This is a genomic window from Streptococcus australis ATCC 700641, assembly GCF_000186465.1.
In the GTDB taxonomy this organism is placed as follows: domain Bacteria; phylum Bacillota; class Bacilli; order Lactobacillales; family Streptococcaceae; genus Streptococcus; species Streptococcus australis.
Map to the genome: position 1 here is coordinate 170007 of NZ_GL636091.1, position 23390 is coordinate 193396.

At 45.0% G+C, this 23390-nt stretch carries 27 protein-coding genes; 2 read left to right on the plus strand and 25 right to left on the minus strand.

Features of this window, described 5'->3' with window-relative positions; all coding sequences use genetic code 11:
• Positions 1 to 89: 89 nt before the first annotated feature.
• From HMPREF9421_RS00835 to HMPREF9421_RS00870, 8 genes are all read right to left on the minus strand, one after another.
• Positions 90 to 1397 carry an ABC transporter substrate-binding protein gene (locus HMPREF9421_RS00835; RefSeq protein ID WP_006595114.1) on the minus strand — a complete coding sequence of 436 codons (1308 nt, stop codon included), beginning with the start codon at positions 1395 to 1397 and terminating at the stop codon, positions 90 to 92.
• Positions 1394 to 2080: a response regulator transcription factor gene (locus HMPREF9421_RS00840; RefSeq protein ID WP_006595115.1), complete on the minus strand. Its 687-nt coding sequence runs from the start codon at positions 2078 to 2080 to the stop codon at positions 1394 to 1396. The genes HMPREF9421_RS00835 and HMPREF9421_RS00840 overlap by 4 nt, the downstream gene beginning before the upstream one ends.
• Positions 2077 to 3396, minus strand: coding sequence for a sensor histidine kinase (locus HMPREF9421_RS11175; protein ID WP_006595116.1), 1320 nt, complete (start codon positions 3394 to 3396; stop codon positions 2077 to 2079). The genes HMPREF9421_RS00840 and HMPREF9421_RS11175 overlap by 4 nt, the downstream gene beginning before the upstream one ends.
• Positions 3396 to 4382, minus strand: a complete 987-nt coding sequence (locus HMPREF9421_RS00850; protein WP_006595117.1) for a substrate-binding domain-containing protein — start codon at positions 4380 to 4382, stop codon at positions 3396 to 3398. Before HMPREF9421_RS00850 ends, HMPREF9421_RS11175 begins: the two co-directional genes overlap by 1 nt.
• Positions 4383 to 4601: 219 nt before the next feature.
• A complete protein-coding gene (locus HMPREF9421_RS00855; protein ID WP_006595118.1) occupies positions 4602 to 4997 on the minus strand; it encodes a single-stranded DNA-binding protein in 396 nt (131 codons plus the stop codon).
• Between the two features lie 237 nt (positions 4998 to 5234).
• A complete protein-coding gene (gene ytpR, locus HMPREF9421_RS00860; protein WP_006595119.1) occupies positions 5235 to 5861 on the minus strand; it encodes a YtpR family tRNA-binding protein in 627 nt (208 codons plus the stop codon).
• Positions 5862 to 5875: 14 nt separating this feature from the next.
• Positions 5876 to 6193, minus strand: a complete 318-nt coding sequence (locus HMPREF9421_RS00865; protein WP_006595120.1) for a thioredoxin family protein — start codon at positions 6191 to 6193, stop codon at positions 5876 to 5878.
• Entirely contained in the window at positions 6190 to 6480 is a 291-nt protein-coding gene (locus HMPREF9421_RS00870) for a DUF4651 domain-containing protein (protein ID WP_006595121.1), read from the minus strand. Before HMPREF9421_RS00870 ends, HMPREF9421_RS00865 begins: the two co-directional genes overlap by 4 nt.
• Positions 6481 to 6626: 146 nt before the next feature.
• Between HMPREF9421_RS00870 and pepA the strand changes: the two genes are divergently transcribed.
• Together pepA and HMPREF9421_RS00880 are read left to right on the plus strand one after the other, a co-directional pair.
• Positions 6627 to 7691 carry a glutamyl aminopeptidase gene (gene pepA, locus HMPREF9421_RS00875; protein ID WP_006595122.1) on the plus strand — a complete coding sequence of 355 codons (1065 nt, stop codon included), beginning with the start codon at positions 6627 to 6629 and terminating at the stop codon, positions 7689 to 7691.
• A gap of 158 nt (positions 7692 to 7849) precedes the next feature.
• A complete protein-coding gene (locus tag HMPREF9421_RS00880; RefSeq protein WP_006595123.1) occupies positions 7850 to 9334 on the plus strand; it encodes a DUF1846 domain-containing protein in 1485 nt (494 codons plus the stop codon).
• Positions 9335 to 9695: 361 nt separating this feature from the next.
• Here the strand turns inward: HMPREF9421_RS00880 and folK are convergent, their stop codons facing one another.
• From folK to HMPREF9421_RS00965, 17 genes are all read right to left on the minus strand, one after another.
• Positions 9696 to 10511 (minus strand): 2-amino-4-hydroxy-6-hydroxymethyldihydropteridine diphosphokinase, encoded by an 816-nt coding sequence (folK, locus tag HMPREF9421_RS00885; RefSeq protein WP_040803178.1) that lies wholly within the window; start codon positions 10509 to 10511, stop codon positions 9696 to 9698.
• Between the two features lie 26 nt (positions 10512 to 10537).
• Positions 10538 to 11092 (minus strand): GTP cyclohydrolase I FolE, encoded by a 555-nt coding sequence (gene folE / locus HMPREF9421_RS00890; protein ID WP_006595126.1) that lies wholly within the window; start codon positions 11090 to 11092, stop codon positions 10538 to 10540.
• Position 11093: 1 nt separating this feature from the next.
• Entirely contained in the window at positions 11094 to 12398 is a 1305-nt protein-coding gene (locus HMPREF9421_RS00895; RefSeq protein WP_006595127.1) for a bifunctional folylpolyglutamate synthase/dihydrofolate synthase, read from the minus strand.
• 16 nt (positions 12399 to 12414) lie between these two features.
• The gene (gene folP, locus HMPREF9421_RS00900) at positions 12415 to 13371 is read right to left on the minus strand and encodes a dihydropteroate synthase (protein WP_023022082.1); all 957 of its coding nucleotides are present in this window, start codon (positions 13369 to 13371) and stop codon (positions 12415 to 12417) included.
• A gap of 159 nt (positions 13372 to 13530) precedes the next feature.
• The gene (locus HMPREF9421_RS00905) at positions 13531 to 14220 is read right to left on the minus strand and encodes a CPBP family intramembrane glutamic endopeptidase (protein ID WP_006595129.1); all 690 of its coding nucleotides are present in this window, start codon (positions 14218 to 14220) and stop codon (positions 13531 to 13533) included.
• 145 nt (positions 14221 to 14365) lie between these two features.
• Entirely contained in the window at positions 14366 to 15562 is a 1197-nt protein-coding gene (locus HMPREF9421_RS00910; protein ID WP_006595130.1) for an acetate kinase, read from the minus strand.
• A 48-nt stretch (positions 15563 to 15610) separates the two neighbouring features.
• A complete protein-coding gene (locus HMPREF9421_RS00915; RefSeq protein WP_006597125.1) occupies positions 15611 to 16564 on the minus strand; it encodes a class I SAM-dependent methyltransferase in 954 nt (317 codons plus the stop codon).
• A 31-nt stretch (positions 16565 to 16595) separates the two neighbouring features.
• Positions 16596 to 17042, minus strand: coding sequence for a competence type IV pilus minor pilin ComGG (gene comGG / locus HMPREF9421_RS00920; protein ID WP_006595132.1), 447 nt, complete (start codon positions 17040 to 17042; stop codon positions 16596 to 16598).
• Entirely contained in the window at positions 17008 to 17460 is a 453-nt protein-coding gene (gene comGF, locus HMPREF9421_RS00925) for a competence type IV pilus minor pilin ComGF (RefSeq protein WP_040803180.1), read from the minus strand. Before comGF ends, comGG begins: the two co-directional genes overlap by 35 nt.
• Positions 17444 to 17737: a competence type IV pilus minor pilin ComGE gene (comGE, locus tag HMPREF9421_RS00930; protein WP_006595134.1), complete on the minus strand. Its 294-nt coding sequence runs from the start codon at positions 17735 to 17737 to the stop codon at positions 17444 to 17446. Before comGE ends, comGF begins: the two co-directional genes overlap by 17 nt.
• Complete coding sequence (comGD, locus tag HMPREF9421_RS00935) at positions 17703 to 18128, minus strand: competence type IV pilus minor pilin ComGD (protein ID WP_040802795.1); 426 nt, start codon at positions 18126 to 18128, stop codon at positions 17703 to 17705. Before comGD ends, comGE begins: the two co-directional genes overlap by 35 nt.
• Positions 18097 to 18414 carry a competence type IV pilus major pilin ComGC gene (gene comGC, locus HMPREF9421_RS00940; RefSeq protein ID WP_006595136.1) on the minus strand — a complete coding sequence of 106 codons (318 nt, stop codon included), beginning with the start codon at positions 18412 to 18414 and terminating at the stop codon, positions 18097 to 18099. The genes comGD and comGC overlap by 32 nt, the downstream gene beginning before the upstream one ends.
• The gene (comGB, locus tag HMPREF9421_RS00945) at positions 18411 to 19442 is read right to left on the minus strand and encodes a competence type IV pilus assembly protein ComGB (RefSeq protein ID WP_408022506.1); all 1032 of its coding nucleotides are present in this window, start codon (positions 19440 to 19442) and stop codon (positions 18411 to 18413) included. Before comGB ends, comGC begins: the two co-directional genes overlap by 4 nt.
• Positions 19375 to 20316, minus strand: coding sequence for a competence type IV pilus ATPase ComGA (comGA, locus tag HMPREF9421_RS00950; RefSeq protein WP_006597118.1), 942 nt, complete (start codon positions 20314 to 20316; stop codon positions 19375 to 19377). Before comGA ends, comGB begins: the two co-directional genes overlap by 68 nt.
• A 105-nt stretch (positions 20317 to 20421) precedes the next feature.
• Entirely contained in the window at positions 20422 to 20799 is a 378-nt protein-coding gene (locus tag HMPREF9421_RS00955; protein ID WP_006595139.1) for a DUF1033 family protein, read from the minus strand.
• 206 nt (positions 20800 to 21005) lie between these two features.
• A complete protein-coding gene (locus HMPREF9421_RS00960) occupies positions 21006 to 22109 on the minus strand; it encodes a family 8 glycosyl hydrolase (protein WP_006595140.1) in 1104 nt (367 codons plus the stop codon).
• A gap of 8 nt (positions 22110 to 22117) precedes the next feature.
• Positions 22118 to 23365: a glycosyltransferase family 2 protein gene (locus tag HMPREF9421_RS00965; protein WP_006597122.1), complete on the minus strand. Its 1248-nt coding sequence runs from the start codon at positions 23363 to 23365 to the stop codon at positions 22118 to 22120.
• Positions 23366 to 23390 lie beyond the last annotated feature (25 nt).

Sequence of the window (23390 nt, forward strand, 5' to 3'; positions counted from 1 at the left end):
CGTTTTACTATTGTCATTTGTCACAAAGAAAAGTTGACATCTGTCAATAAAAAAATGACATCTGTCACTTGACAGATGCCTAGTTGCTCTTAACGAAACTTCTCCCGAAGCATTTCCTCAATAATCTTTTGAATTTGAGGCAATTGATTATCAATATCCTTTGCTTTTAGAGCATTATAAATCAAATAATCCAATCGATCCCAGATATCATCGGGTAGGTTGCCAGGAGTACTTAGGACAGCCTTTTTCATAATCTGGTCCAGGGTCCGATTCGTCAAGGAATCAACCCCGAAATCATCCGCTTTAAGAAGGTCCCGACTTTCCGAACTATTGACCACCGAAGGGAGGACAGAGGTCCCCTGCGACTGCCGGAAGAGGTCCTGCTGGACCTGCTGGTCCTGGGTCAAAAATTCCATGAATTCCTTGGCCTCCTTGCTAGCACTGGCCCGAGAAGACAGAGCAAACAAGGACGTATCCACTAAGGTTGACGGAGTTGATCCAGAAGCCCCGGGCATAGGGATACAGGTCCAAGTGAAATTTGAATATTTGGCAACATGATAGGGATAAGGTTTATAAGTTCGGTACTGGGCCAAGGTCATCGGATAAAAAGCGACCTTGCCTTCATCAAAATCCTTAGAAGTAACATTGAAATTCCCATGAAGGGCTTCGAGTTTTTCGACAAAATAGAGCGAGCGCTTCATTTCTTTACTCGTCAGATTAATGTTATCCTGACGGAAAAGCTGGCCACCATGAGCTGCCAAGGCCTCCCTCCAGGTATAATCTGTACTTCCAAACTGATCTAGCTCACCATCTCCATCTGTATCCCGCGTCACTTTTTGACAAATCGTATAAAATTCCTCCAAAGTCCACCCCTCTTTCGGAATAGCAATCCCTTCCTTTTCCAATAAATCTTTATTGACACACATCAAAACAGGATTGCTCTCAAATGGGAGGGCATACTGACGGTTCTTGTATTTACCTGCTTCTAGGGCAACTGGATAAAAATGAGAAGGATCGACCTGTTTGTCCATCAAGGGGGTCAAATCTTCTACCGCCCCACGCGCAGCTAACACCGGGAGCTCAGTACTGGATACCATATATAGATCTGGCTCCTGTCCATGGAGGATCTGATTGGCTAACCAGCTCGCATACTGATTCTTCGGAATCCCGCTTTCGTAGACAATCTTTACCCCTGGATGCGTTTTTTCGAAACGAGCAATCGCTTGGTCCAAGACTTTTTCTTCCGTTTGGGTGGGCACATCCCAGCTAGATCCAGCGTAGACCCCCAAGCGGACAAGCTTAGGCTGACGCTGCCACCAAATCCCTCCAGCAAGTAGAAAAAGCAAAAGCAAGCCTAGAAACAATCTGGAGCCTCGAATCTTACGTTTTTTCTTCATCGGCTATCACTTTCTGTTCCAAAGTCCTTAGTGGTCACACCTTTTTGAACAGACCAAATAGCCAACTGGGTCCGATCCCGCAAGTTCAACTTAGACAAAATGGTTGATAGGTAATTCCGAATCGTTCCCTCAGATAGGAACAATTTGGCTGCGATTTCCTTATTAGACTCCCCAAAACCAACCTGCTGGATGATCCGCCATTCGGTCAGGGATAAGTCGCTCACATATTCTTCAGAAACGGAGATTGTATAATTGCTCTGAGCCATCTGAGAAAAAATCTGAAAAACCTTACTGGCAATATTGGGGTTAATCATGGCTCCCCCATGATAGACAATTTGAATGGCTTGGTAGAGTTCCTCTGTGGAAGCCCCTTTGAGCAAATACCCTGAAGCTCCATATTTCAGAGCCCGAAAGATGAAATCATCATCGTCGAAGGTGGTTAGAATGATGATTTTTACCTCAGGGAAGCGTTCCTTGACTTCTTTTGTCGCCATCACACCATCCATCTTAGGCATACGAATATCCATCAATACAACATCTGGTCGATCTTGGGGGATTCGCTCTAGCACCTCATGACCATCTGCCACTGCAGAAGTCACCTGAATATCTTGATGAGCAGACAAAATAATTTGGAGCGATTCGCGAATCAGCGCTTGATCATCCGCAATCATTACTTTGATCATAAAAGATTTCCTCCTTTTTCTTTGGGCAATTCAATTCGTGTATAAAATCCATTTCGATTGGCAAATTCGATCCTTCCTCCCAAGATAGAAACCCGCTCTCGCATTTGTTTCAAACCATAGCCAACCTGCAGGTGGTCAAAACCAACCCCATTATCTTGGAGAATCATGATATAGGCATCTTCCACCAAAAAGGAAATCTGCATATGGCTAGCATGACCGTGGCGGACAGAATTGGTCATGGATTCCTGAATCACGCGAAAGACGGTATCCTCCACCATGACATCCAGATCAACCTCATCCCAGTCATAGGTGAGATCGACTTGCAGGTGGGAGATGACTTGGTATTCGTGAACCAATTTCAAAACCGCATCCCTCAAGGTATGATCCTCTAGGGCACCTGGCCGAAGCTTGTTCAAAGAGCCCCGGACGTCCTTGATTCCATCCCGTACCACCGTAGAGACCGATTGCAGCTGGGTCTTGGCACGACCAGGGTCAATATCAATCAGAACCCCAACTGCATCAATCCCAGCAGAAATGCCTGTCAAGGCATGGCCTAGAGTATCATGAATTTCCCGTGCTATCCGCTTGCGCTCCCGGTCCTCCGCAATCTTTTCCGAAAGGGCCATGTAGCTATTTAATTCCGTATTAACTTGCGATACCATTTCTAACTCTTTTTCGATTCGATGGTGCTCTGCTACTACCGATAAAATGTAAAAGAGAAGAGAAATAATAAAGACAACCATATTTAAGGAAGCTAGCGCATTTTTAGCAAATAGAATAAGCATCCGAATCGATGAAGGATAAAAGGCGATATAGGTATCCAGCGAAGGCAACTGTACAACGAGAGAGAGAATGTCATAATTGGTCACAAGGAGGACTATGAAACTCAGAAGGATAAAGGCAAACCAGTAGCGCCTGTCCTTGGAACTACTAAACTCTTTAGAACCATAAAAGATATCAGCAAATACCAAGAGGATGATCCCATTGTAGGAGAAGCTGAGGGACATCATGACACCTAACATCAGCAATATTTCTAGGATATTCCACTTGTCAAAAACCGACCACTCCTGTGTCCCTGGGCGCATCCGATAAAAGGTAATGAGAAGAATCCCTCCAAAGAGAAGGATGGAGATCCAAAAATTCTGAGCTGGGGAACTCGGTATTTCTCTCAATTGCTCCAACAATTGATAGCCTTGCCCCTTGGCGATGATGTAATTGGTCGCATGTAAGTAGAGCGAACTACTAAATAAAATGGCGATGAAATTAATAATTTTCAATAAAATCAAACTATAACGAATGCCACGAAGCTTGGTCATTACTGCCACCCGTTGACATCGTATCGGTCAACATTATCCTTATCAATCATCTCAACTGGAATCTTATATTGCTCCTTGTAGGATTTACCTGTCCTCATGCACTCAATCACTTGCATCACCTGTCTCCCCATTTTAAGAGGAGATTGGGCAACCGTCCCTTCGATATCATCCGTCGTTGAGAGCAATACCTTCATATCTGGAGAGCCATCGATTCCATAGATAGAAATCGGCATGGCTAGTTGGTTTTCCTTGATTGCCGCAAGGGCTCCGATGGCCGCTCGATCATTTAAGGCTACGACGGTATCAAATACCAGACCATCCTGAATGACCTGGGAAACAGCTGGCAAGGCCAATTCTGTTTGACCACGAGTCTCTTCTCTCCCAACAACCTGATAGGCAGGCTCCGACTGAATCGTATCTAAGAACCCTTGAATACGTTGCTCAGCCGACACTGTCCCCTTATGCTCTAAGAGTAGGATTTTCGCCCCATTTTTCTGCTTCATCAGGCGCTGGGCGACCAAGACCCCTGCCTGGTAATTATCCGACACCACACTGGCATCCACCGTGAAATGGCTGAGCTGACTATCCACTGCAATGATTTTAATCCCTGCTTGTTGGGCTCTCTTCAGGGAAGCAATGATTTTAGGACTATCTCCTTTTACAGGATTAATCACAATCACATTGACCTTTTGTTTACGAAAATAATCAATCTGTTGACTTTGTTTTTCTTCGTCTAACTCTGGATTACGAACTAGAAGCAAGTCCCCTTTTTCGTCAGCCACTCGTTCAATCTCTGCATTAAGCGTTTGATAGAATTCATTGTTCATGGTCATGTAAGTCACGCCAATCCGCATTTGACCAGGAACAGGCTTTAGTTGACTAGCATTCAAGTAGATGACCACTACCACAAAAATCAGGCTCCAAAATATCGCATAAATCATCGCTCGATTCCGTTTCTTTTGAACGATTTCCTCTTCTAATTCCATCTCTTCTCCTCTTAAAAACGGATTATTTTGCTACATCAAACATTTTCGTTCGCATTTAATACCTTTTATTATAGCATTTTTTACCAAGAGCTTGAAGGTCTCTCGGAAATGAATGCGTTTTACGTCTCTATCTAGATAATAACTTCTCCCTACAACTTCAGTAAGAAGTTTCGAAAAAGAAAAAACGACACAGCTGACCAGCTGCACCGTTTTCTTCTGTTAAAATGGAAGCTCTTCCTCTTCGAGGATCAGATCCGCTAAATCTCCTCCTGCTCCATTAGCCCGCATCGCTCGTTGAGCGCGACTTTCTAAGAGCTGGAATCCTTGACAGAGCACTTCTGTCACATATTGGGTCGTCCCATTCTTCTCATAACGTCTGGTTCGAAGCTCGCCATCTACTGAGAGCAAGCTCCCCTTGTTGGCATAGGATACAAGGGTCTCTGCTAATTTCCCCCAGACCACTAGGGTGATAAAGTCCGCCTCACGCTCGCCATTTTGATCCTTGTAACGCCGATTGACAGCCAGGGTCGCACGCGCAACGGACTTATCCGTACTGGTCTTATGAAGCTCCGGGTCAGCCACAAGGCGCCCGATTAAAATTACTTTATTGTACATATTTCTTCCTCCTACTTATATAATTCGTAGTTTTCTAGCTATTTGAGGAAAAAATAAAAAAAAGAGAGTGGGACAGAAATCGGTAATTCGTTAGAATTCGATTTCGTCGTCCCACCTCCGCACAGTTGAGTAGGGCTGTAAAAACTGATGAAATCAGCGTAGTAGAGCCCACTCAACCACTGCGTCTTGCTCGACAATCCAAAGACAATTGAGGGGCCGGATTTCTGTCCCACTCTCTTATCCTTGCCAGTGACGAGCGGGGTCAAATGGAGTTCCCACCTCTTCTGTATCCTGCAATTCAATAATACCACGTTTTTGTGGTGCATTTGGCAAGTGCAATTCGCGTGGGCTACACATCATGCCAAAGCTCTTTTCTCCACGAAGGGCTCCTGGGAAAATCAAGCTGCCATCTGGCATCATCGCACCTGGTAGAGCCACGATTGTCTTGAGGCCTTCACGCGCATTTGGTGCACCTGCTACGATCTGAACCGTCTTGTCTAGTCCAACAGCCACTTGGCAGATGTTGAGGTGGTCACTATCTGGATGAGCAACCATTTCAACGATTTGCCCCACGACAAACTTAGGCTCCTTGTCATTAACCAAGACCTCTGCAAATCCTTCAGCTTGTAATTCTTGATTGAGGCGTGCAACTTGCTCATCACTCAAGAAAAGTTGCCCCTTGCCGTCAAGGGCAAAGAAAGTCGAAGCCTCAAAAATATTCCAGGCCACTGTTTCTTGCTTGTCTTCACGGTAGACACGGGCTACTTTGCCTTTGCGCTCGACTGCTAACTTGGCATCCCCACTATTTTTCAAGGTGAGCATTAAGACATCACCGACTTGTTCTTTATTATAGGTTACAATCATTCTTTCTCTTTCTCCTACTTCAATCCTGCTAAAAATTCTGAAATCTGAGCCTTGGTTTTGCGATCACGATTGACGAAACGCCCCAGTTCCCGATCCTTGTCTAGGACCACTAAACTCGGAATGCCATAGATATCCCAAAGCTTAGCCAGGTCTAGATACTGGTCTCGGTCAACCAAAATGAAGGTAAATTCAGGGTTTTCTGCTTCAATCTCTGGCAAAAAGGGCTGGATATACCGGCAATCGCCACACCAATCCGCTGAAAAGAAGAAAACCTTCTTTCCTTCTTGCTCGACGTAGCGGGCTAATTCCTCTAAGGACTGTGGAATGATCATAGTTTTTCCTCTTCATACTGAAGGAGACCCTCTTCATAGACAAAGCGATAGTGGCGCTCATCCTCAAATACGATCCCTCCTACCAAACGCTCTTCGCTTGATTCATAGAGTTCCACATAAAGGGTCGCAATCTTCCCCATATTCTCCATTTGCTCACGGACTTCTGCGACTAACTCTTCTTGCGTCCGTAGACGTTTTTGATCTTTGGCAATTTTATAGGCCCCAAGGGCAAGAGCACTTGCACTAGCTGCTGCAAGGCTGGATAAAATGATTTTTTTAGCTTTCATACCTCATATTGTAACACAAAATACAAGCTGGGACAACGAAGGAGAATAGTTCTCCCCATCATGACGATCTGCTTTCATTCCCGTCAACTGCCACTACCATCTCAACTAAAAAAGTGATAAAATAACAATCAGAAAGAAGGTAACTTATGACTGATTTATTTTCTAAAATCAAAGAAGTAACAGAACTTCCTGCCATCTCTGGCCACGAAGCGCCTGTTCGCGATTATCTACGCAAACAGATCACTCCACATGTGGATGAAGTGGTCACAGACGGCTTGGGAAGTATTTTTGGGGTATGCCACTCAGAAGTGGCTGATGCTCCTCGCATCATGGTCGCAGGCCATATGGATGAAGTTGGCTTTATGGTCAGTGAGATCAAGGCAGACGGCACCTTCCGCGTGGTGGAAATCGGTGGTTGGAACCCTATGGTGGTCAGCAGCCAACGTTTCACCCTTTTGACCCGCGATGGCCATTCCTACCCTGTCATTTCTGGATCTGTTCCTCCGCATTTGACACGGGGCGCAAACGGTCCTGCCCTTCCCGCAATCGGAGATATTGTCTTTGATGGTGGCTTTGCCAACAAAGAAGAAGCTGAGAGCTTTGGGATCCGTCCAGGTGACACCTTGGTCCCTGAAAGCACTGCAATCTTAACAGCCAATCAGAAAAACATCATCTCCAAAGCTTGGGACAACCGTTATGGGGTCTTGATGGTCAGCGAATTGGCACAAGCCCTCTCTGGACAAGCCCTAGCAAACGAGCTCTATGTCGGAGCAACTGTCCAAGAAGAAGTCGGACTGCGCGGTGCAGGGACTTCTGTGACCAAGTTTGATCCGGAAATCTTCCTAGCTGTTGACTGTTCTCCCGCTGCAGATGTCTACGGAGGCCAAGGAGCCATCGGCGAGGGAACCCTCCTTCGCATCTTTGACCCAGGTCACCTCATGTTGCCAAATATGAAGGACTTCCTCCTCACCACCGCTGAAGAAGCCGGCATCAAGTACCAATACTACTGTGGAAAAGGCGGAACGGATGCTGGAGTAGCCCACTTACGAAGCGGTGGAGTGCCATCTACTACCATCGGAGTCTGCGCACGCTACATCCACTCCCACCAGACCCTTTACGCTATGGATGACTTCCTTCAAGCCCAAGCCTTCCTTCAAGCCTTGGTCAAAAAATTGGATCGTTCAACCGTTGATTTAATTAAGAATTATTAATATTTTTCCAAAATAATTCTTTTAAACCCCCATTTTGGGGTTTTTTTGATATAATACTGAATGAATATTGCAACGGGTGTTCTTTTGCACTCCCCTTTCCCTATGTGAAAGGCGGAGCACCGCTAAAGATCACCCTCGCTTCTTTATTGGAGGTTTAAATGAAGAAACAAGCTTTTAGTTCCGAAAAGTATTTGAATTTGCAACGCGATCACATCCTCGAGCGCATCAACCAATTTGATGGCAAGCTCTACCTAGAGTTTGGAGGAAAAATGTTGGAAGATTTCCATGCAGCTCGTGTCCTTCCTGGTTATGAACCAGATAACAAAATTAAGCTTCTCCAAGAACTTCGTGACCAAGTGGAGATTGTGATTGCTATTAATGCCAATAACATTGAGCATTCAAAAGCGCGTGGTGACCTAGGAATCTCTTATGACCAAGAGGTCTTCCGCTTGATTGATAAATTCAATGAATTGGGCATCTATGTCGGCTCTGTCGTCATCACTCAATATGCTGGTCAACCAGCTGCAGACCTTTTCCGCAAACAGTTGGAAAAGAACGGTATCGCCTCTTACCTCCACTACCCAATCAAGGGCTACCCAACGGATATGGACCACATCATTTCTCCTGAGGGAATGGGGAAAAACGACTACATTCAAACTAGCCGTAATCTCGTTGTCGTGACAGCTCCTGGTCCTGGTTCTGGTAAATTGGCGACTTGTATGTCCAACATGTACCATGACCAATTAAATGGCATCAAATCTGGTTATGCTAAATTTGAAACCTTCCCAGTTTGGAACCTGCCTTTGCATCACCCAGTGAATTTGGCCTATGAAGCTGCTACTGCAGACCTTGACGATGTCAATATGATTGACCCATTCCACCTCCAAACCTATGGCGAAACAACGGTCAACTACAACCGGGATATCGAAATCTTCCCTGTCTTGAAGCGGATGTTGGAACGCATCCTTGGAGAATCTCCTTACGCTTCCCCAACAGATATGGGTGTGAACATGGTCGGCTTTGCCATCGTGGACAATGACGCAGCGATTGAAGCCTCTAAGCAAGAAATTATCCGCCGTTACTACCAAACCATTCTAGATGTGAAGGCAGAGCGTGTCGGAAACGGAGCTATTAAGAAAATTGAACTCTTGATGAATGACTTAGGCATTTCACCAAAAGACCGCCAAGTCACCGTCCTTGCCCGTCAAAAAGAGGAAGAAACCGGTGAACCTGCCTTGGCACTGGAATTGCCGAACGGAGAAACCGTGACAGGTAAGACTTCTGACTTATTTGGTCCAACGGCAGCTGTTCTCATCAACGCCATCAAGAAATTGGCCCATATTGATAAAGAAACCAAGTTGATTGAGCCAGAATATGTGAAACCAATCCAAGGCTTGAAGATCAACCACTTGGGCAGTCGCAACCCTCGCCTCCACTCAAATGAAATCCTCATCGCCCTCGCCATTACCGCCATGAACCATCCAGAGGCAAATCTTGCCATGCAAGAATTGGGTCGATTGAAAGGGAGCGAAGCCCATTCAACAGTCATGTTGACAGACGAAGATAAGAACGTTCTTCGCAAACTGGGCATTCATGTGACCATGGATCCAGTTTACCAATACGATCGCTTGTACCGCAAATAAAGAAAGGCAAGGCTAGACCGTTGGTCCTAGCTCCATATACAAAAAATCCCCTGAGTGCCTGAACCAGTTGGCACCCAGGGGATTTTTCATAGTTTAATTGGATGGAGAGTTACCTCTCCTTAAAAAGATAGAGGCCCACAATCAGTATCGGGACAAGGAGAAGGGGATACGCTTCTTTTGGCAGTAAGTCCGTTTCCAAACTCAACCAAAGGAAAAAAACAGCCAAGACAATCGCGATCAACCATTTTACAAGATAAGATTTCATGACGCCCACCTACCCCTAATCTATTTATGCATAGTATACTCCTGCTCAGTCAACCTGTCAAGGTAAAAAAGGTAGTTGACCTAAGGGTCAACTACCTTATGTTTCTTTCACAGCCTCCCACAGTTGTCGGATCTGTTTTCTTTGGACAGGATCCACAAAGTAAGGAGCAATTTCATTCAAGGATTCTAGGACAAATGCCCGTTCTGCCACATACGGATGAGGGAGAATCAAATCTGGACTATAGAGGATCAAATCCTCCATATAAAGGAGATCCAAATCGATGACCCGTGGTCCCCATTTGATCTCACGAATCCGGCCCATTTCTAGTTCGATTCCTAGCAAGGTCTCAATCAAGTCTTGGGGCGTAAACCAAGTTTCGACCTCTACGACTTGGTTGAGGAAGCTATCCTGCTCGACCCCTCCCCAAGGTGCTGTCTCAATCTGAGAAGAGGTTTGGAGAATCGTAAGCCCCTTTTCTTCTAGTCTAGATACAGCCGTCTCCAACTGTTGTCCCTTATCGCCCATATTGGTTCCCAGACCAATAAAGGCTCGTCTTTTTTCTCGTTCAATCGTGACCGAACAAGTATCCAAAGGTAGAGGAACTGGCGCCCAAGGTTTTTTCAGCTCCAGTCGAGCCTTTTTGACAAAGTCATAGGTTGCAAAAATCTTCTCCACAAGCTGAAAAGCTACTGTCTCAATCAAATCAATTTTCTCAGCTTGAACCCAATTTGTCAGTTGCTCTGCTAAGATTCCATAATGGATTGAAGCCGTCAAATCGCCCGTCCGAGCAGACTTTGTCATCTCATAATCGACACAGACATCCAGGACAAAGCGTTGCCCCAATTCCTTTTCAGCGGAAAACACACCATGATAAGCATAAATTTCCAAATCTTTGATCCGTAATTGATCCACCATCGTCACCTCAGTTTATCTAGGGATTAGTGTCCCATTAGTTTATAGGCTTCGTTTTTCAGGTCTTTATCTGTCTCTAACAAGCCACGCGCTGCTGTCGTTACAGTAGCTGTCCCTGGTTTGCGTACCCCACGCATGTTCATGCACATGTGCTCTGCTTCCACCCAGACAAGGGCTCCCTGCGCTCCCAGATACTCCATCAAGGCATCCGCGATTTCCACTGTCAAGCGCTCCTGGATTTGAGGCTTTTTGGCGTACACTTCCACTGTCCGAGCTAGCTTAGAGAGGCCCGCTACGCGCCCATTTGGGATATAGGCAATGTGGACCTTGCCATAGAAGGGCAAGAAATGGTGTTCACACATCGAGTGGAAGAAGATATCCTTTTCTACCACCATATTGTTGTCCACAATCTCAAAAGATTTTGATAGGTGGACTTCCGCAGTTTGGTTGAGACCTGCAAAAATCTCTTGGTACATCTTGGCAATGCGTTCTGGTGTTTCTTGCAAGCCCTCACGGCTTCCGTCTTCACCGACTGCGTCGATAATCATCTTCACGGCTTCTTGAATTTTCTTTGTATCCATGTTATCTCCTACTGATTTCTTCGATTAGAAAGGCTCTCACCTGAGCCAAAAAGTACAAGGATCCCGTCACTAAGAGGAGATCAGATTGTTGCAATTTTCTTTCTAGATATTGGGTTAAAAACACCTTCCATTCTTGATAAGGCAGGCCTTTTTGATGGGCTATTTCCTGCATGTCTCTCACGGAATAGGCGCGTGAATCCTCAAAGGTCGTCAAGGTTAATTGACTCTTTTCCAATCCGCTCCATAGTTCTAGCATCTCCTCAATCGCCTTAGTCTGGATACAGGTAAACAAGACTTGTTTGTCCAACTGTCCATACCGTTCTTTTATGGTGGCTACAAGAGGGGCTACTGCATGCGGATTATGGGCGCCATCTAGAATGATGAGGGGCTGGGTCGAAATAACCTCTAGGCGTCCCGGCCACTGGACCCCTTCCCAAGCTTGGAGGATTTCTTCTCGGCTTAAGAAAGAGAGCCCCTTTTCTTGACAGAAGGTATCGCAGAGAGCCAGAGCCAGTCCAGCATTGTCGACTTGATGAAGTCCCAAGAGCCCTGTCTTTAGTTGCATTTCTTCCCGATACTGGCTCTGATAGCCAAAAACTTCCCCGTCTGCCAGTGACTCTTGGTAGCTAACTAAAAAGTCCTGACCTAACAGCTCTACTGGTGCCGATAAGCAGTTCGCCCGCTGCACAATGACTTCTTGGGCTTCCAGTTCCATCCGGCCTAGCAAGACCGGAATCTTTTCCTTGATGATTCCCGCCTTCTCTTGAGCAATGGAGGCCAAATCCGGCCCTAAGAGAGCCACATGGTCCAAGCCAATCGTCGTGATGGCTGTCAAAATAGGCTGACAAACATTGGTACTATCGAGACGACCACCCATGCCCACTTCCAAAATGACCACATCCGGCTTTTCTGCTGCAAAATAATCAAAAGCCAGGACGGTCAGCAACTCGAACTCGGTCAAGCCCAGCAAGGTCTGATCAGAACTGTTTTTTGCAAGTAAGTCCTGATAGAGGGACAGATAAGTTTCTAAATCCTGATCTGAGATGGGAAGCCCATTAATACTGATTTGCTCATGAAAGGAAACTAGATAGGGGGAGGAGAAAACACCAACCCGCAACCCTTTCGCCTCTAGTAAAGACCGTAAATGGGCTAGGGTCGATCCTTTTCCATTGGTCCCAGCTAGATGGATTACAGGACAGGCTAAGTGTGGGTTTCCCCTCAAGGCCAGCAGGGCTTCCATTCGCTCCAAGCCAAAATGGGGCTCGGAAGAACGATAAGTAGCTAACCAACTGAGATCTACTGTCATATCTCTTCTCTTTTCTTTAGCGATATTGTTTCAAATGAAGGTCCTGCGCTTGATCGGCTTGGTAGATCGCACTACCGATAGCTACCGCCATCTTATGGAGGGGGATATCATGCACACGCACAATTTCTACCCCTTGGCTGGCAGCCACACTCGTCAAATGACTGGATGCCAAATCCCGATTGTAGAATCCTTCTTTCGTTTCAGGGTCAGTCTCAAATCCCTCTTCTTCCAGAATATTAACCACAAAGCGCTTCCGAGAGACTCCTAAAAAGATTGGATACCCCTTAGCATGAATGGTTTTTAAGTCCTGCAAAAGTTGGAGGTTTTCCCGCTTGGTCAAGCCAAAACCAATCCCAGGATCTAAGAAGAGTTGATCCGGACTCAATCCCGCCTCCTCTGCTAGCTCAAGGCTCTTAGCAAAGAAGGTCCACATGCAGTCTTGGATAGAGAGACCTTCAAACTGCGCCAACTCCTCTGATGAAAAGGCCGGCTCAAAACCAAAGGTCGGAAAAATGACGGAACTTGGATGATGAGGACGAGCCATGACTGGATTAAACATAAGAATGGCTCCAGCCTGAGCTTCTGCAATCACCCCAGCCATTTGCGGATCTCCTAGCAGGCCTGTGATATCATTGACCAAGTCTGCGCCAGCTGCTAGGGCTGCACGAGCGACCTCTGACTTCCAAGTATCAACCGAAATCAAGATATCACTCTCTGCTCGAATCGCTTCAATGACGGGCACGACTCGCTGGATTTCTTCCTGAATTTCCACAAAATGACTCCCTGGACGTGTGGACTCCCCACCAATATCCAGTATGCTTGCCCCTTCTGCTATTAACTTTCGAGCTTGCTCGAGAGCTCTATCTACCGTTTGGTAACGCCCCCCATCTGAAAAGGAGTCGGGGGTGACATTGAGGATGCCACATAGAAGTGTCCTATCCTTGCCTAGTTGTCTCCATTCACTCTTTGACATATCTTCCTTCATCTTTCTACAGAAATGCCAACCAAGCATAGAAAAGAGGTTAGAATCTTTCCAACCTCCGAGTTTGTCTCTATCTGCGCCTAGATGCTTCTTTGGTAGCTTACCAAAGCTTCTGAATAAAACCCATTGGTCCTATCATTCTACCATATTTTAAGCGGGAAGAAAAGAAACCAGAATAGTTATCAGAAAGGCAAAAGCATTCATGGTAAAGTGCAATAAAATCGAATATTCTACTCGTTTGTAGCGGTAGGCAACCCAAGTCAAGATGAGGGACATGCCCCCATAGATAATCCAGGAACCAAGATTACTTGGTGTATGTAAATAGGCAAAAACAAGAGCCCCAACCAAATAACCAATTTTTTCGTGCCCCTTAAAGATCAAGCGGGGAATCACAGCACGACAGATAATTTCTTCTCCTAAAGGTGCCACTACAACAATGAGCAAACCCATTGCCAGCTGAGGGGCCAAGGAAGAAAGCCCCTGAATTGTTTCCTGATTGGCTGTAGTGGTCTCTCCTATATTCCGAAGCACTGTAGCCCCCACAATATTATTTGCAAGTAGAAGCAAAAAATAAAGGAAATTTCGCCCAATATCTCTGCCTGTAATCCGTGAAAAATCTAGTGGATCAAGTGGACTCCATTTCATAAACCACCAAAGCAAATAGACGAGGAGCATGGTAACCCCAAGGATCAGACTATTGATCGTCCAATTTGACCAAGCATTTTCAATCCCCAAGATCAAAGCGACCATGGGTAGTTGGGTTGCTAACAATAACGGTATTCCAATTAGTAACCACAGACCATTTGAAACCCATTTTTTCTCCATCCAATTTTCCATCATTTTACCTCTATGTTCAAACTATTTTTCTAGTATACCATAGATATGTAAGCTCGGCAAGCCTGTTGTCTATAGAGCTCATCTAAATGGTTAGCAGATGAAAAAGAGGGGCTAGAAAAGCCACCTCTTTCTGCATGTTTCATTCATTTTATTGCTTATTTTTCAACCGTTCTACATCACGGGCAATGACTAACTCTTCATCTGTTGGGATTACCAAGACTCTCACTTTGGCATCTGGTGTTGAAATATCCCCTTCTGCACCAAAGACATTCTTTTCTGGATCCACATCACAGCCGAACCAAGTCATCCCGTTAATGACTTGTCCACGGATTGTTTTAGAGTTTTCTCCGATACCAGCTGTAAAGATGATGGCGTCTGCTCCATTCAAGACAGCAAAGTATTGCCCGATGTATTTCTTAATACGATCAACAAAAATATCGTTTGCTAAAAGTGCCTTATCATTCCCATTGCGCATGGCTTCGTGAATATCACGCATATCACTTGAAAATTCAGATACTCCAAGAAGTCCTGATTCTCTGTTCAAGATACGACTAATGTCCTCCGGAGTCTTGAAGTCATCTGTATGTTCCATTAAATATGCGATGATTGCTGGATCGATATCACCTGAGCGAGTTCCCATCATCACACCACCAAGTGGAGTGAATCCCATAGAAGTATCCACGGAGATCCCTTTATCTACTGCTGTAATAGAAGCTCCATTCCCAATGTGACAAGTGATCAATTTCAACTCTTCGATTGGTTTCCCAAGAAGTTTAGCCGCTTCATGGGCTACATACTCATGGCTAGTCCCGTGAGCTCCATATTTACGAACCTTGTTTTCAGTGTAATATTTTGTCGGAAGAGGATAACGATAAGCTTTTTCAGGCATTGTTGTATGGAAAGAAGTGTCAAATACCACCACGCTAGTGATGTCTGGCAACAACTCTTTAAAGGCGCGAATTCCAGCAGCGTTTGCAGGGTTATGCAAAGGCGCTAATAAAGAAAGTTCTTCTACCTTTTGAAGCACTTCTTCATCTACAAGAGCAGACTCTTTGAAGTACTCACCACCTGCAACGACGCGGTGTCCTACTCCAGTGATTTCATCATAGGAAGCAATAATATTAAAACGAATCAAATCATCTAGAAGGATTTTAACCGCTTGTGTGTGGTTCTCAATGTCTAAAACTTGTTTTTCTGCTCGACCATCAAATTTTACTGTGGAAATGGAATCTTTGAGTCCAATTCTCTCGATGAGCCCTTTTGCCAAAACTGTTTCTTCTGGCATTTGGTATAATTGCCATTTCAAACTTGAACTACCTGCATTAATTGCAATTGTTTTCGTCATTTTTTTACCTCTTTAAGCGTTTTCACTCCTATTATAGCAAAATTTTGTTTAAATTTCACTTTCTTTATTCCAGTTTTGAAAACTTTCACGGAATTTCATGACGTCTTCCTGATCTTGCAAATCGGTTAAGGGATAGACAAATGGTTGGACCTCCGCTTCTTCTTGCTTGCGCAAAACAAAGATGGTTTTTGCTAGATTGGCTGATCGAAAGAGGTTCTCTGGCAAGGTAACCATGGCCAAGACCTGAGCATGATCCTGCATCCATTTTTTCAGGAGAGGGCTCTGCTCGCTCGTCAAAAGATCATTCGGAGCTAGAAAAATAGCGATACCACCCGGCTTTAAGTATTTTAGCGATTGTTCAATCAATAAATGATGGGCATAGGTGTGGCCCTGAGGGGAAGCGACCTGGTAACGACTCGCAATGGCATCATCTGGATAATAACCGACAGGTAAATCGCTGATAATCACATCGCTCTCTTTCAAAACTTGTGGACGAATGGCATCACCTTGGGCAAAATTCACATCCGCCTTCATCACTTCTGCCATACTAGCCGCAAGGTCAATCAAGAGATCATCAATTTCCAAGCCCAAATAATCTAAGGAACGCTGACAGTTGTTCATCAAGGTTTGGGCCAAGTTCCCTGTTCCACTCCCCATTTCTAGCACATCTACTTGATCGGAACTCGCCAACTGATCCACTAGGAAGACCAGAAGAAATCCAATCCCATCTGGCGTAAATTGGTGATTGGCCTGTAGGGGCTCTGTTTGGGCAGCCTTCATCAAAAGATACTGGAAGGAACGACGCCACTCTTCCTTGTTTAAGTTCAAGTCCTTCAGGCGCTGGTTGTTTTCCTTCACTAGAGTCAACTCTGTTTGCCCATCCAGATAGATGGCATTCTGCTCAACTAGAGCATCATAAAAGTTGGTCTGCAAATCATTTTGGATAGTTTGGGTATTCTCTAATAGGTAGCCGTAGGCTTTCTCAATTTTTTCGAAATTCATGCTTTCCTCCATCTCTTAATCATATCAAATTTTAAGAGTTTTCGCTATGCTTTTCGAAGGCCTGAGGCTTCTCTTCCTCAGTCGTGGTCGGGTGGTCTGTGGCCGAATCTGGAGCCTGCTTCTCCTTTTCCTTCTTGTCGGTTTTTTTCTTTTCACGAGGAGGTAGAGCAAAGGTGAAATGATAGCTTCCCCCATCTTGTAAGTGACTCGTTACGTTGGCAAAGCCCGATTTTTCTTCCAAATCGACTCGACCAGTTGAGAAGGTTATGGTTTTTTCTTCCCGATCCCAAGTATCAATCGCCAATTGAGCTTGCGCATAAGCCTGGATCCGGTGCTGACTAGCAAGGAGGATCCGTCTCTCTGCCACTTGTCTGTTCAGGTAAAACTGAAGCAAGAGACTAAAAACCGCCGACATAAAAAGGGCATAAAGAAGGATCCCGGCCTCAATCTGCTTCTTTTTTATCCTTTTCCACCACACGGTAGACCACCTCCCTTTCTAACCCTTCTTCAAAGCGCAGTTGAATAGACACCAGATCTCCTCTTTTTTCAATCCTGGCGGATTCAACTCCATCTATCATCGGTTGATAGCCACGGCCAGTCGCATCTGTCTTTCGGATATCTCCCCCCTTAGCCAGTCCAATGGCTATGGGTTTTTGATCCTGAACAAGATAGAATTTGTTATCTCTGACCTCTTCAAATTGGCTACGAGACAATTCAATGTCCAGCTGGTCCTGAAAGAGCAACCATTCCTCTTGCTTGATGTGACTTTGGTACTGGAGTTCTTGACGCAAAAGGCTTGTCAATCCTTGAAACACCAATAAACCACCGCTGATGACGAGCAGGGCAACCAAGGCCTCCAGTAAAGTAAAGGCTGGCAGTTTAGTTCTTTTCAACAGCAATCACAACCTTTCCTTCATGATAGACCTTTAAGGACTTGGCAGACCTCTCCACCTGGACACTGACCTGATTGATGCTCAATTGATCCTGCCTGGTCTGGATCGCCATTTTTGCGACTCGCAAGACTTCTCCTTGTCTCAACTCTTCTAAGCGCTGCTGTCGCGAGTCCCCTAGCTCTCCCAGCACAAGGGTCGTGAGGACACCAAACATCGCTAAGGCAATCAGTCCTTCTAACAAGAGACTAGCGGGGAGCCGTCGATTTTTTAATTTTTCCATTCCCAATTGCCAACTGATAAGTCACCACCTCTTTCTCTGTCTGAAATTGAATCTTGGTCAGGCTTGAATTGCCTCCTGCTGGATCAAAGGTCAGTTGCTTCTCTCTGACCACTTCCACCCCTTTTGGAAGCGGTAATTCTTGATAGGGACTATGAACCCCACCGTGGTCGATGGAAAGAAGAGCTCTCTCCTCTTTTGCAATACTCATCTTTTGTGTCTCCTGATAGACCCGTTCAAATTCCGAGAAAAACAATGTTTCTTCCACCTGCCCAAAGGCTTGATGGACTGACCCAGCTAGCAGCCAACATAGAAGACTGACGATACCTAGAGTTAGTAAGCTCTCTAGAAGGGTAAAAGCCTTAATCTCCAACCGCACGGTGATCACCTGCATTCTTCACATAGTGAGCACGGTAGGCTTCTGCTTGTTTTTGAGTGATTTGTCCTTCTGCGACTAGCTTAGAAAGACTAGCTTTTTCATTCTGATGATTGAGTTCATAGAGCTCAGCCTGGCTCTCCACGACTTTGACGACTGCTCGATTTCCTGTATCTGTTACCGAATCTTTCTGCTTGGTCAAGTTCGGAACAAAGAGCAAGAGAAGAACGCTGATAATGAGCAAAACAACTAACATTTCAATCAGTGTAAAAGCTTTTACTTTGAGTGTATGCAATGATTTCATAAAGGAACCTCCAAATTTTCATAAATCGGCAGCAACATGGCTGCATAGAGTAAAACAATCATGAGAGCGACAAAGATAAAGACCAGCGGTTGGACGACATTCATGGCCTTGTTCAAACGATGGAAAAAGCCTGCCCAAGTCTTGTCTGCATAGATCTCCAACTCACTACCGAGTTTGGATTTGGCTTCCCCATATTCAATCATGAGGGCCAGCTCTCGTTTAAAGAAAGGATAAGTCTGAATATGGTCAGAAAAAGAAATCCCCCTAGCCAAGGCTACTTCTAAATCCTGTCCAATCTCTCGAAAGAGACGGGAACGTTGCCCCTGCATCACAGGAAAAATTTGATTCAGCTCCAACCCTTGGGCAATCATACTTCCCCATTCTCGAGCATAAAAAGCGGTCAGATAATCCTGTAAGAAGGGGCGAAGAAAAGGAAATCTAGCCAAACATGAAACCAGGGCCAGCCGTTTGGCACGACGGCCTAGGAAAAGGAGCATCAAAACTCCAATCGTCAGCAACACACTCCCTAACAAAACATACTGGGGAAAGATACTAATCAGTCGTGTCGCCCCATTTTGATTCTCCAACTGGGGCAAGAGATAATTTTTCAGCCCCAGCATAATCAAGATCAAAAATCCCAACAAGAGCACGGGATAGGTCGCCACCTCAACTAGTTTCTTTCGAACCTGGGTCAGATTTTCCAAGTAGCTACGGATCTTTTCTAAACTTAAGGTAACATTTCCATGCTGCTCCGCCAGTGCCAATTGAGTCGTTACCTGATCGGAGAAACCTAGATCAGAGAGAATGGCTGACAGGGGCTTCCCGTTGGCAAGTCCGACCTGCATCCTCTCGACAAAATCTGCCTCTACCAATTGACTGCGCCGAAGAAAGTCGATGACCTCTGATAGATGAAAGCCACTGCTGTAGAGATTGTGAAAGAGTTCAATGACATGTTCTTGCTTAGCAATCGATAATTTTTTCGGCTTGCGCCTGATCCAGCTCAATATGTCCCGCTTCATAAAGCGCATCCATTTGCTGGTTCCACTGTTGACTGGAGTGGTTTTGGTAATCTTGGATGGCAAAGTCAGTGACACCTCCTCCCTTTATCAAACGCTGGTAACAGATCCCTTGAAGGACAATCCGTAACTCCTCCTCACTCACCCCCAACTCCAGTAGGCGTTCATAAACCCCAGGAATGCTCTTGGCATGGATGGTAGAAAAGACCGTCACACCTGTCAGACTAGCCCGAATAACTGCACGAGCTGTCTCCGTGTCACGAATTTCTCCGATGAGGAGGAGATCCGGGCGATGACGCAGAGACAGTTTAATCAAGCTATCATAAGTCATGCCAATCGCTTCATTGAGCTGCAGTTGCAGCATCTCTTCTTGCTTAATTTCTACGGGATCTTCAATCGACATGACTTGTTGCCCCGAAAATTTTTTCTTGGCCAGGGCATGCATCAGTGTTGTCTTCCCCGATCCGACTGGACCCGCAAATAAGTAGAGCCCCCGCTTACTCACCTTCTCTTCTAGCTCTTGAAGTTGGTCGAACCAGAAACGGAGCTCCCGGTCCTCATTGTGGAGCAGGCGAATAACTAAACTCTCGTATCCCCTATAGTCTCCCACAGTAGACAAGCGTAAGGACAAGACCTTATCCCCTAGAGAATAGTCACAGGAGCCCAATTGACTCCGGCGCCTTTCCCCCACATTCATCCCTGCCATAAACTTAAAATGACTGATGACCGCTACCATTTGTTCTTGCGAATAGGTCTCGACAAAGCGTCGCTCATCCCCAACCCTTAGAAAGAGCTGATAGTCTGATGCTCGAGGAACAAAATAAATATCCTGAGCTTCGGCATTCGATGCCATTCGAATTATGGATTGTGCAATTTCTTGAACCATATTTCCTCCTTTCACTATATAATTCGCAATTAATTGGCCAACTAGCGCTGGATTTAGAAAAAAGAGCAAAAAAAAGAAACTCAACTGCATATTGAATTTCTCTTCCTATAGATTATTGCTCTCGTAGTCTAGCTTACAAGAGCGATGAGCCGTGTGGGCATTCTCTTTTTCGTAGCCTGGACGGCGCTTGCTTCTCGGTATCTTCTGATCGTTTTCTAACAAGGCGACTGAATGATATTGTTGCACGTATTCCGCACACTCTTCACACCAGCGCTGATCCTCAGGATCCCAAAAAATCGTCATTAAATCACTTCTACTTTTAAATAATGGAGATTGCTCTCTTAAAAGTAACCATTGGCGTTTGTAGTATTTGAGGGCTTCATAATAGTCATCAAAACTCTGACTAGTGACAATGTCCTTCTCCCAATCTTCTAAAAACCACCAGGGTTCATAATCCCCATACATTTCAATTACTTGATACATATTTCTCTCCGTCCTTTGTATCCAATATTATATATAAAATCCTTTGATAACAAAAGAATTCTGCTTATGAAAGAAAGATAAAGTAAATTTTCCGAACATTTTCATGCTTTTCTTTCAAAATCTCCCCTTATGGAGGAGAGAAAGGCTATTTTTTGACAAGAAAAAACTGAGAACCTAAAGTTCTCAGTTTTTCAAATGATGATCCATTAGAACAATTGAAGGGCAATCATGGTTGTCATGGTTGCATCGTAATAATTTTCTGTTGATAGATCTTGCATAAAGATAAACTTGTTCTGCTGCACCAATTTGAGATAGCCATCTCCATTTTCAGCCGCATAAGATACCGGAGCAATGAAGCTAGCTGCTTGGTACTGATGAAGGGCATTGCCTTTCAGATCATAGCCTGCATAGATATTCCGTTGCTTCATGAAGAAATCCAGCATCTTCTTGCCCAATTTTTGACTGGTCTTGTCCTGGCTTTGAGCCAAGTTGTATGGCAGACGACAAGCATTGTAAGAATAAGCACCATCGTACTTGGATTCGATGGTATCTGGATCCGCTACACGCGCTCCTTGTTCATCTACCCACATAAAGTCTGGCAGAAGGCCTGTTTTAGTTTGTGAACTGATAGCGTCAAGCTGGGCCAACATCTTCTCTTTAATACTTAACCATTGTTCATTTCCAGTCAACTCATAGAAGGATTGGAAAAAGGATGGAAGGGTATCAGAGGTTCTCATCAAGTGATAGAATTCGGAATCTTGATTGGCCCAATTCCCAACGGTCAAGACACCCGTTGTCTCATTGTAGTTGTACTTGAGAATATCGTCCAAGATAGCCTTGGCTTGCTGTTGATAGCCTTTACCTTTTTCAGGCCACTGTTTTGCTGCCTCCATCAAGGCATAGGCTATATATAGATCACCATCCGTCGCATTTTGATGCTCAGATGAAAGCTCCCCTTTTTTGATGATTTGTTTCCAAGCCATTAATTGGGTATCGTCTAAGCGATTGTTTTGATAATACCGATACAGACGGTCAAAATCCTCTTGATTGGCTAGGTCTTTCTTGGCAGCCTCTACTGTGATTAGCATGCCATAACCTTGCGCTTCTGATAAGACAACCGTTTCTTGGTCACTGTTAGTCGTACGAACATAGGACTGTTTTCCATCCGTCACGAGGTAGTGTTCCGTCCATTGACGATAGAGGCGGTTCCGCATCTCCACCTTGCTTCTTGTCCGAGCCAAGAAGAGAGTCAAACAAAAGACTGCCAGGATGACCACAAACCATAAATATTTCATTTTTTTTGTTCTCATAAGTCCTCCTAACCAGCAAACCGTTTCGTTTTCACCCACTTGGTTCCTTCACGGTGAAGCAATTTATCCATGATGATGGATGAAATCGAATCAATCGAAACAATGATAAAGAGTTGGGAATAGCTAAAGTAGGCTGCTAGGGCCAACCAAATCTGTTTCACCGTCGCCTGACCAAACTGAGAAGCCATGGCAATGTTGATTTGCAACAAATACAAACCAATCATTAGCACCCAGTTAAAGAGCATCAATTGGGCAATGTAGATATTTTCGGAGTCAAAAGCAAAAGGAATCTGTACACCCGGAGCAAAGAGATGGATAAACATGGCAAGGACATTGGCAAAGAAAATCAAGTCTGACAAGACAATCGCTGCATTAAACCAGAAGAAAATACATGAATAGTTGAAGACCTCTAGTTTTACCCGCCAGTTCCCTTTTCCGAATAAGTGTTTAAAGTTGGAAAGTACAACCTCGTAGTTCCCTTTTGCCCAACGTTTCCGTTGCATGTAGTAGGTTTTTAGGGTCTCTGGCTCTTGTTGGAAGGCTTCCGAGTTGTAAGCCAAGGCGATCAGTTTTCCGCTTTGCATAATCTTGAAGGAAATATCCGTATCTTCCGTCAAGGCACCATTCTTCCAACCACCGATACTTTTGACAAATTCTGTTTGGATAATAAAGTTGGTCCCTGGAATCCGTCCGATTTTGAAGAGATTCCACATCCCGACGTGGTGAACCCGTTGGGTCACGACGATTTCTTGGTTGATACAACGCGTCAAGAAATTCTGGTTGGCATTTCTTGTCTTGTTGCGTCCAAATGAAGCCACATGGCGTTCTGGATCTTTAAGAACTTCCTTGACCAAGAAATAAAGAGCATTTTTCTCAGGCATTGCATCCGCATCATAGACACAGATATAATCTCCTGTCGCCATCTTCAAGGCATCATTCAAGACCCCAGCTTTCCCACCTGTACCAGTACGGTCAATAATGGTCACATCCCGTCCAGCGTATTCAGGAAGGGCTTTGACAGCCAGACACTCCTCATAGGTACGATCTGAGCAGTTATCAGCAAAGAGAAGTAATTCCACACGATCATGAGGGTAATTCATATCCAAAATGGCCTTAGCAGTTTGTGCAATCACAACATCTTCGTTATGAGCAGGTACCACGATGGTTACTTTCGGATAATAGAGAAGCGGGCTCGTATCCACACGGAAATCACTGTGTTTCAACCAGAATTGAACCGCTGAAATCAGGATCACCAAGCCCTAGGCTAGAGATAACCAGATA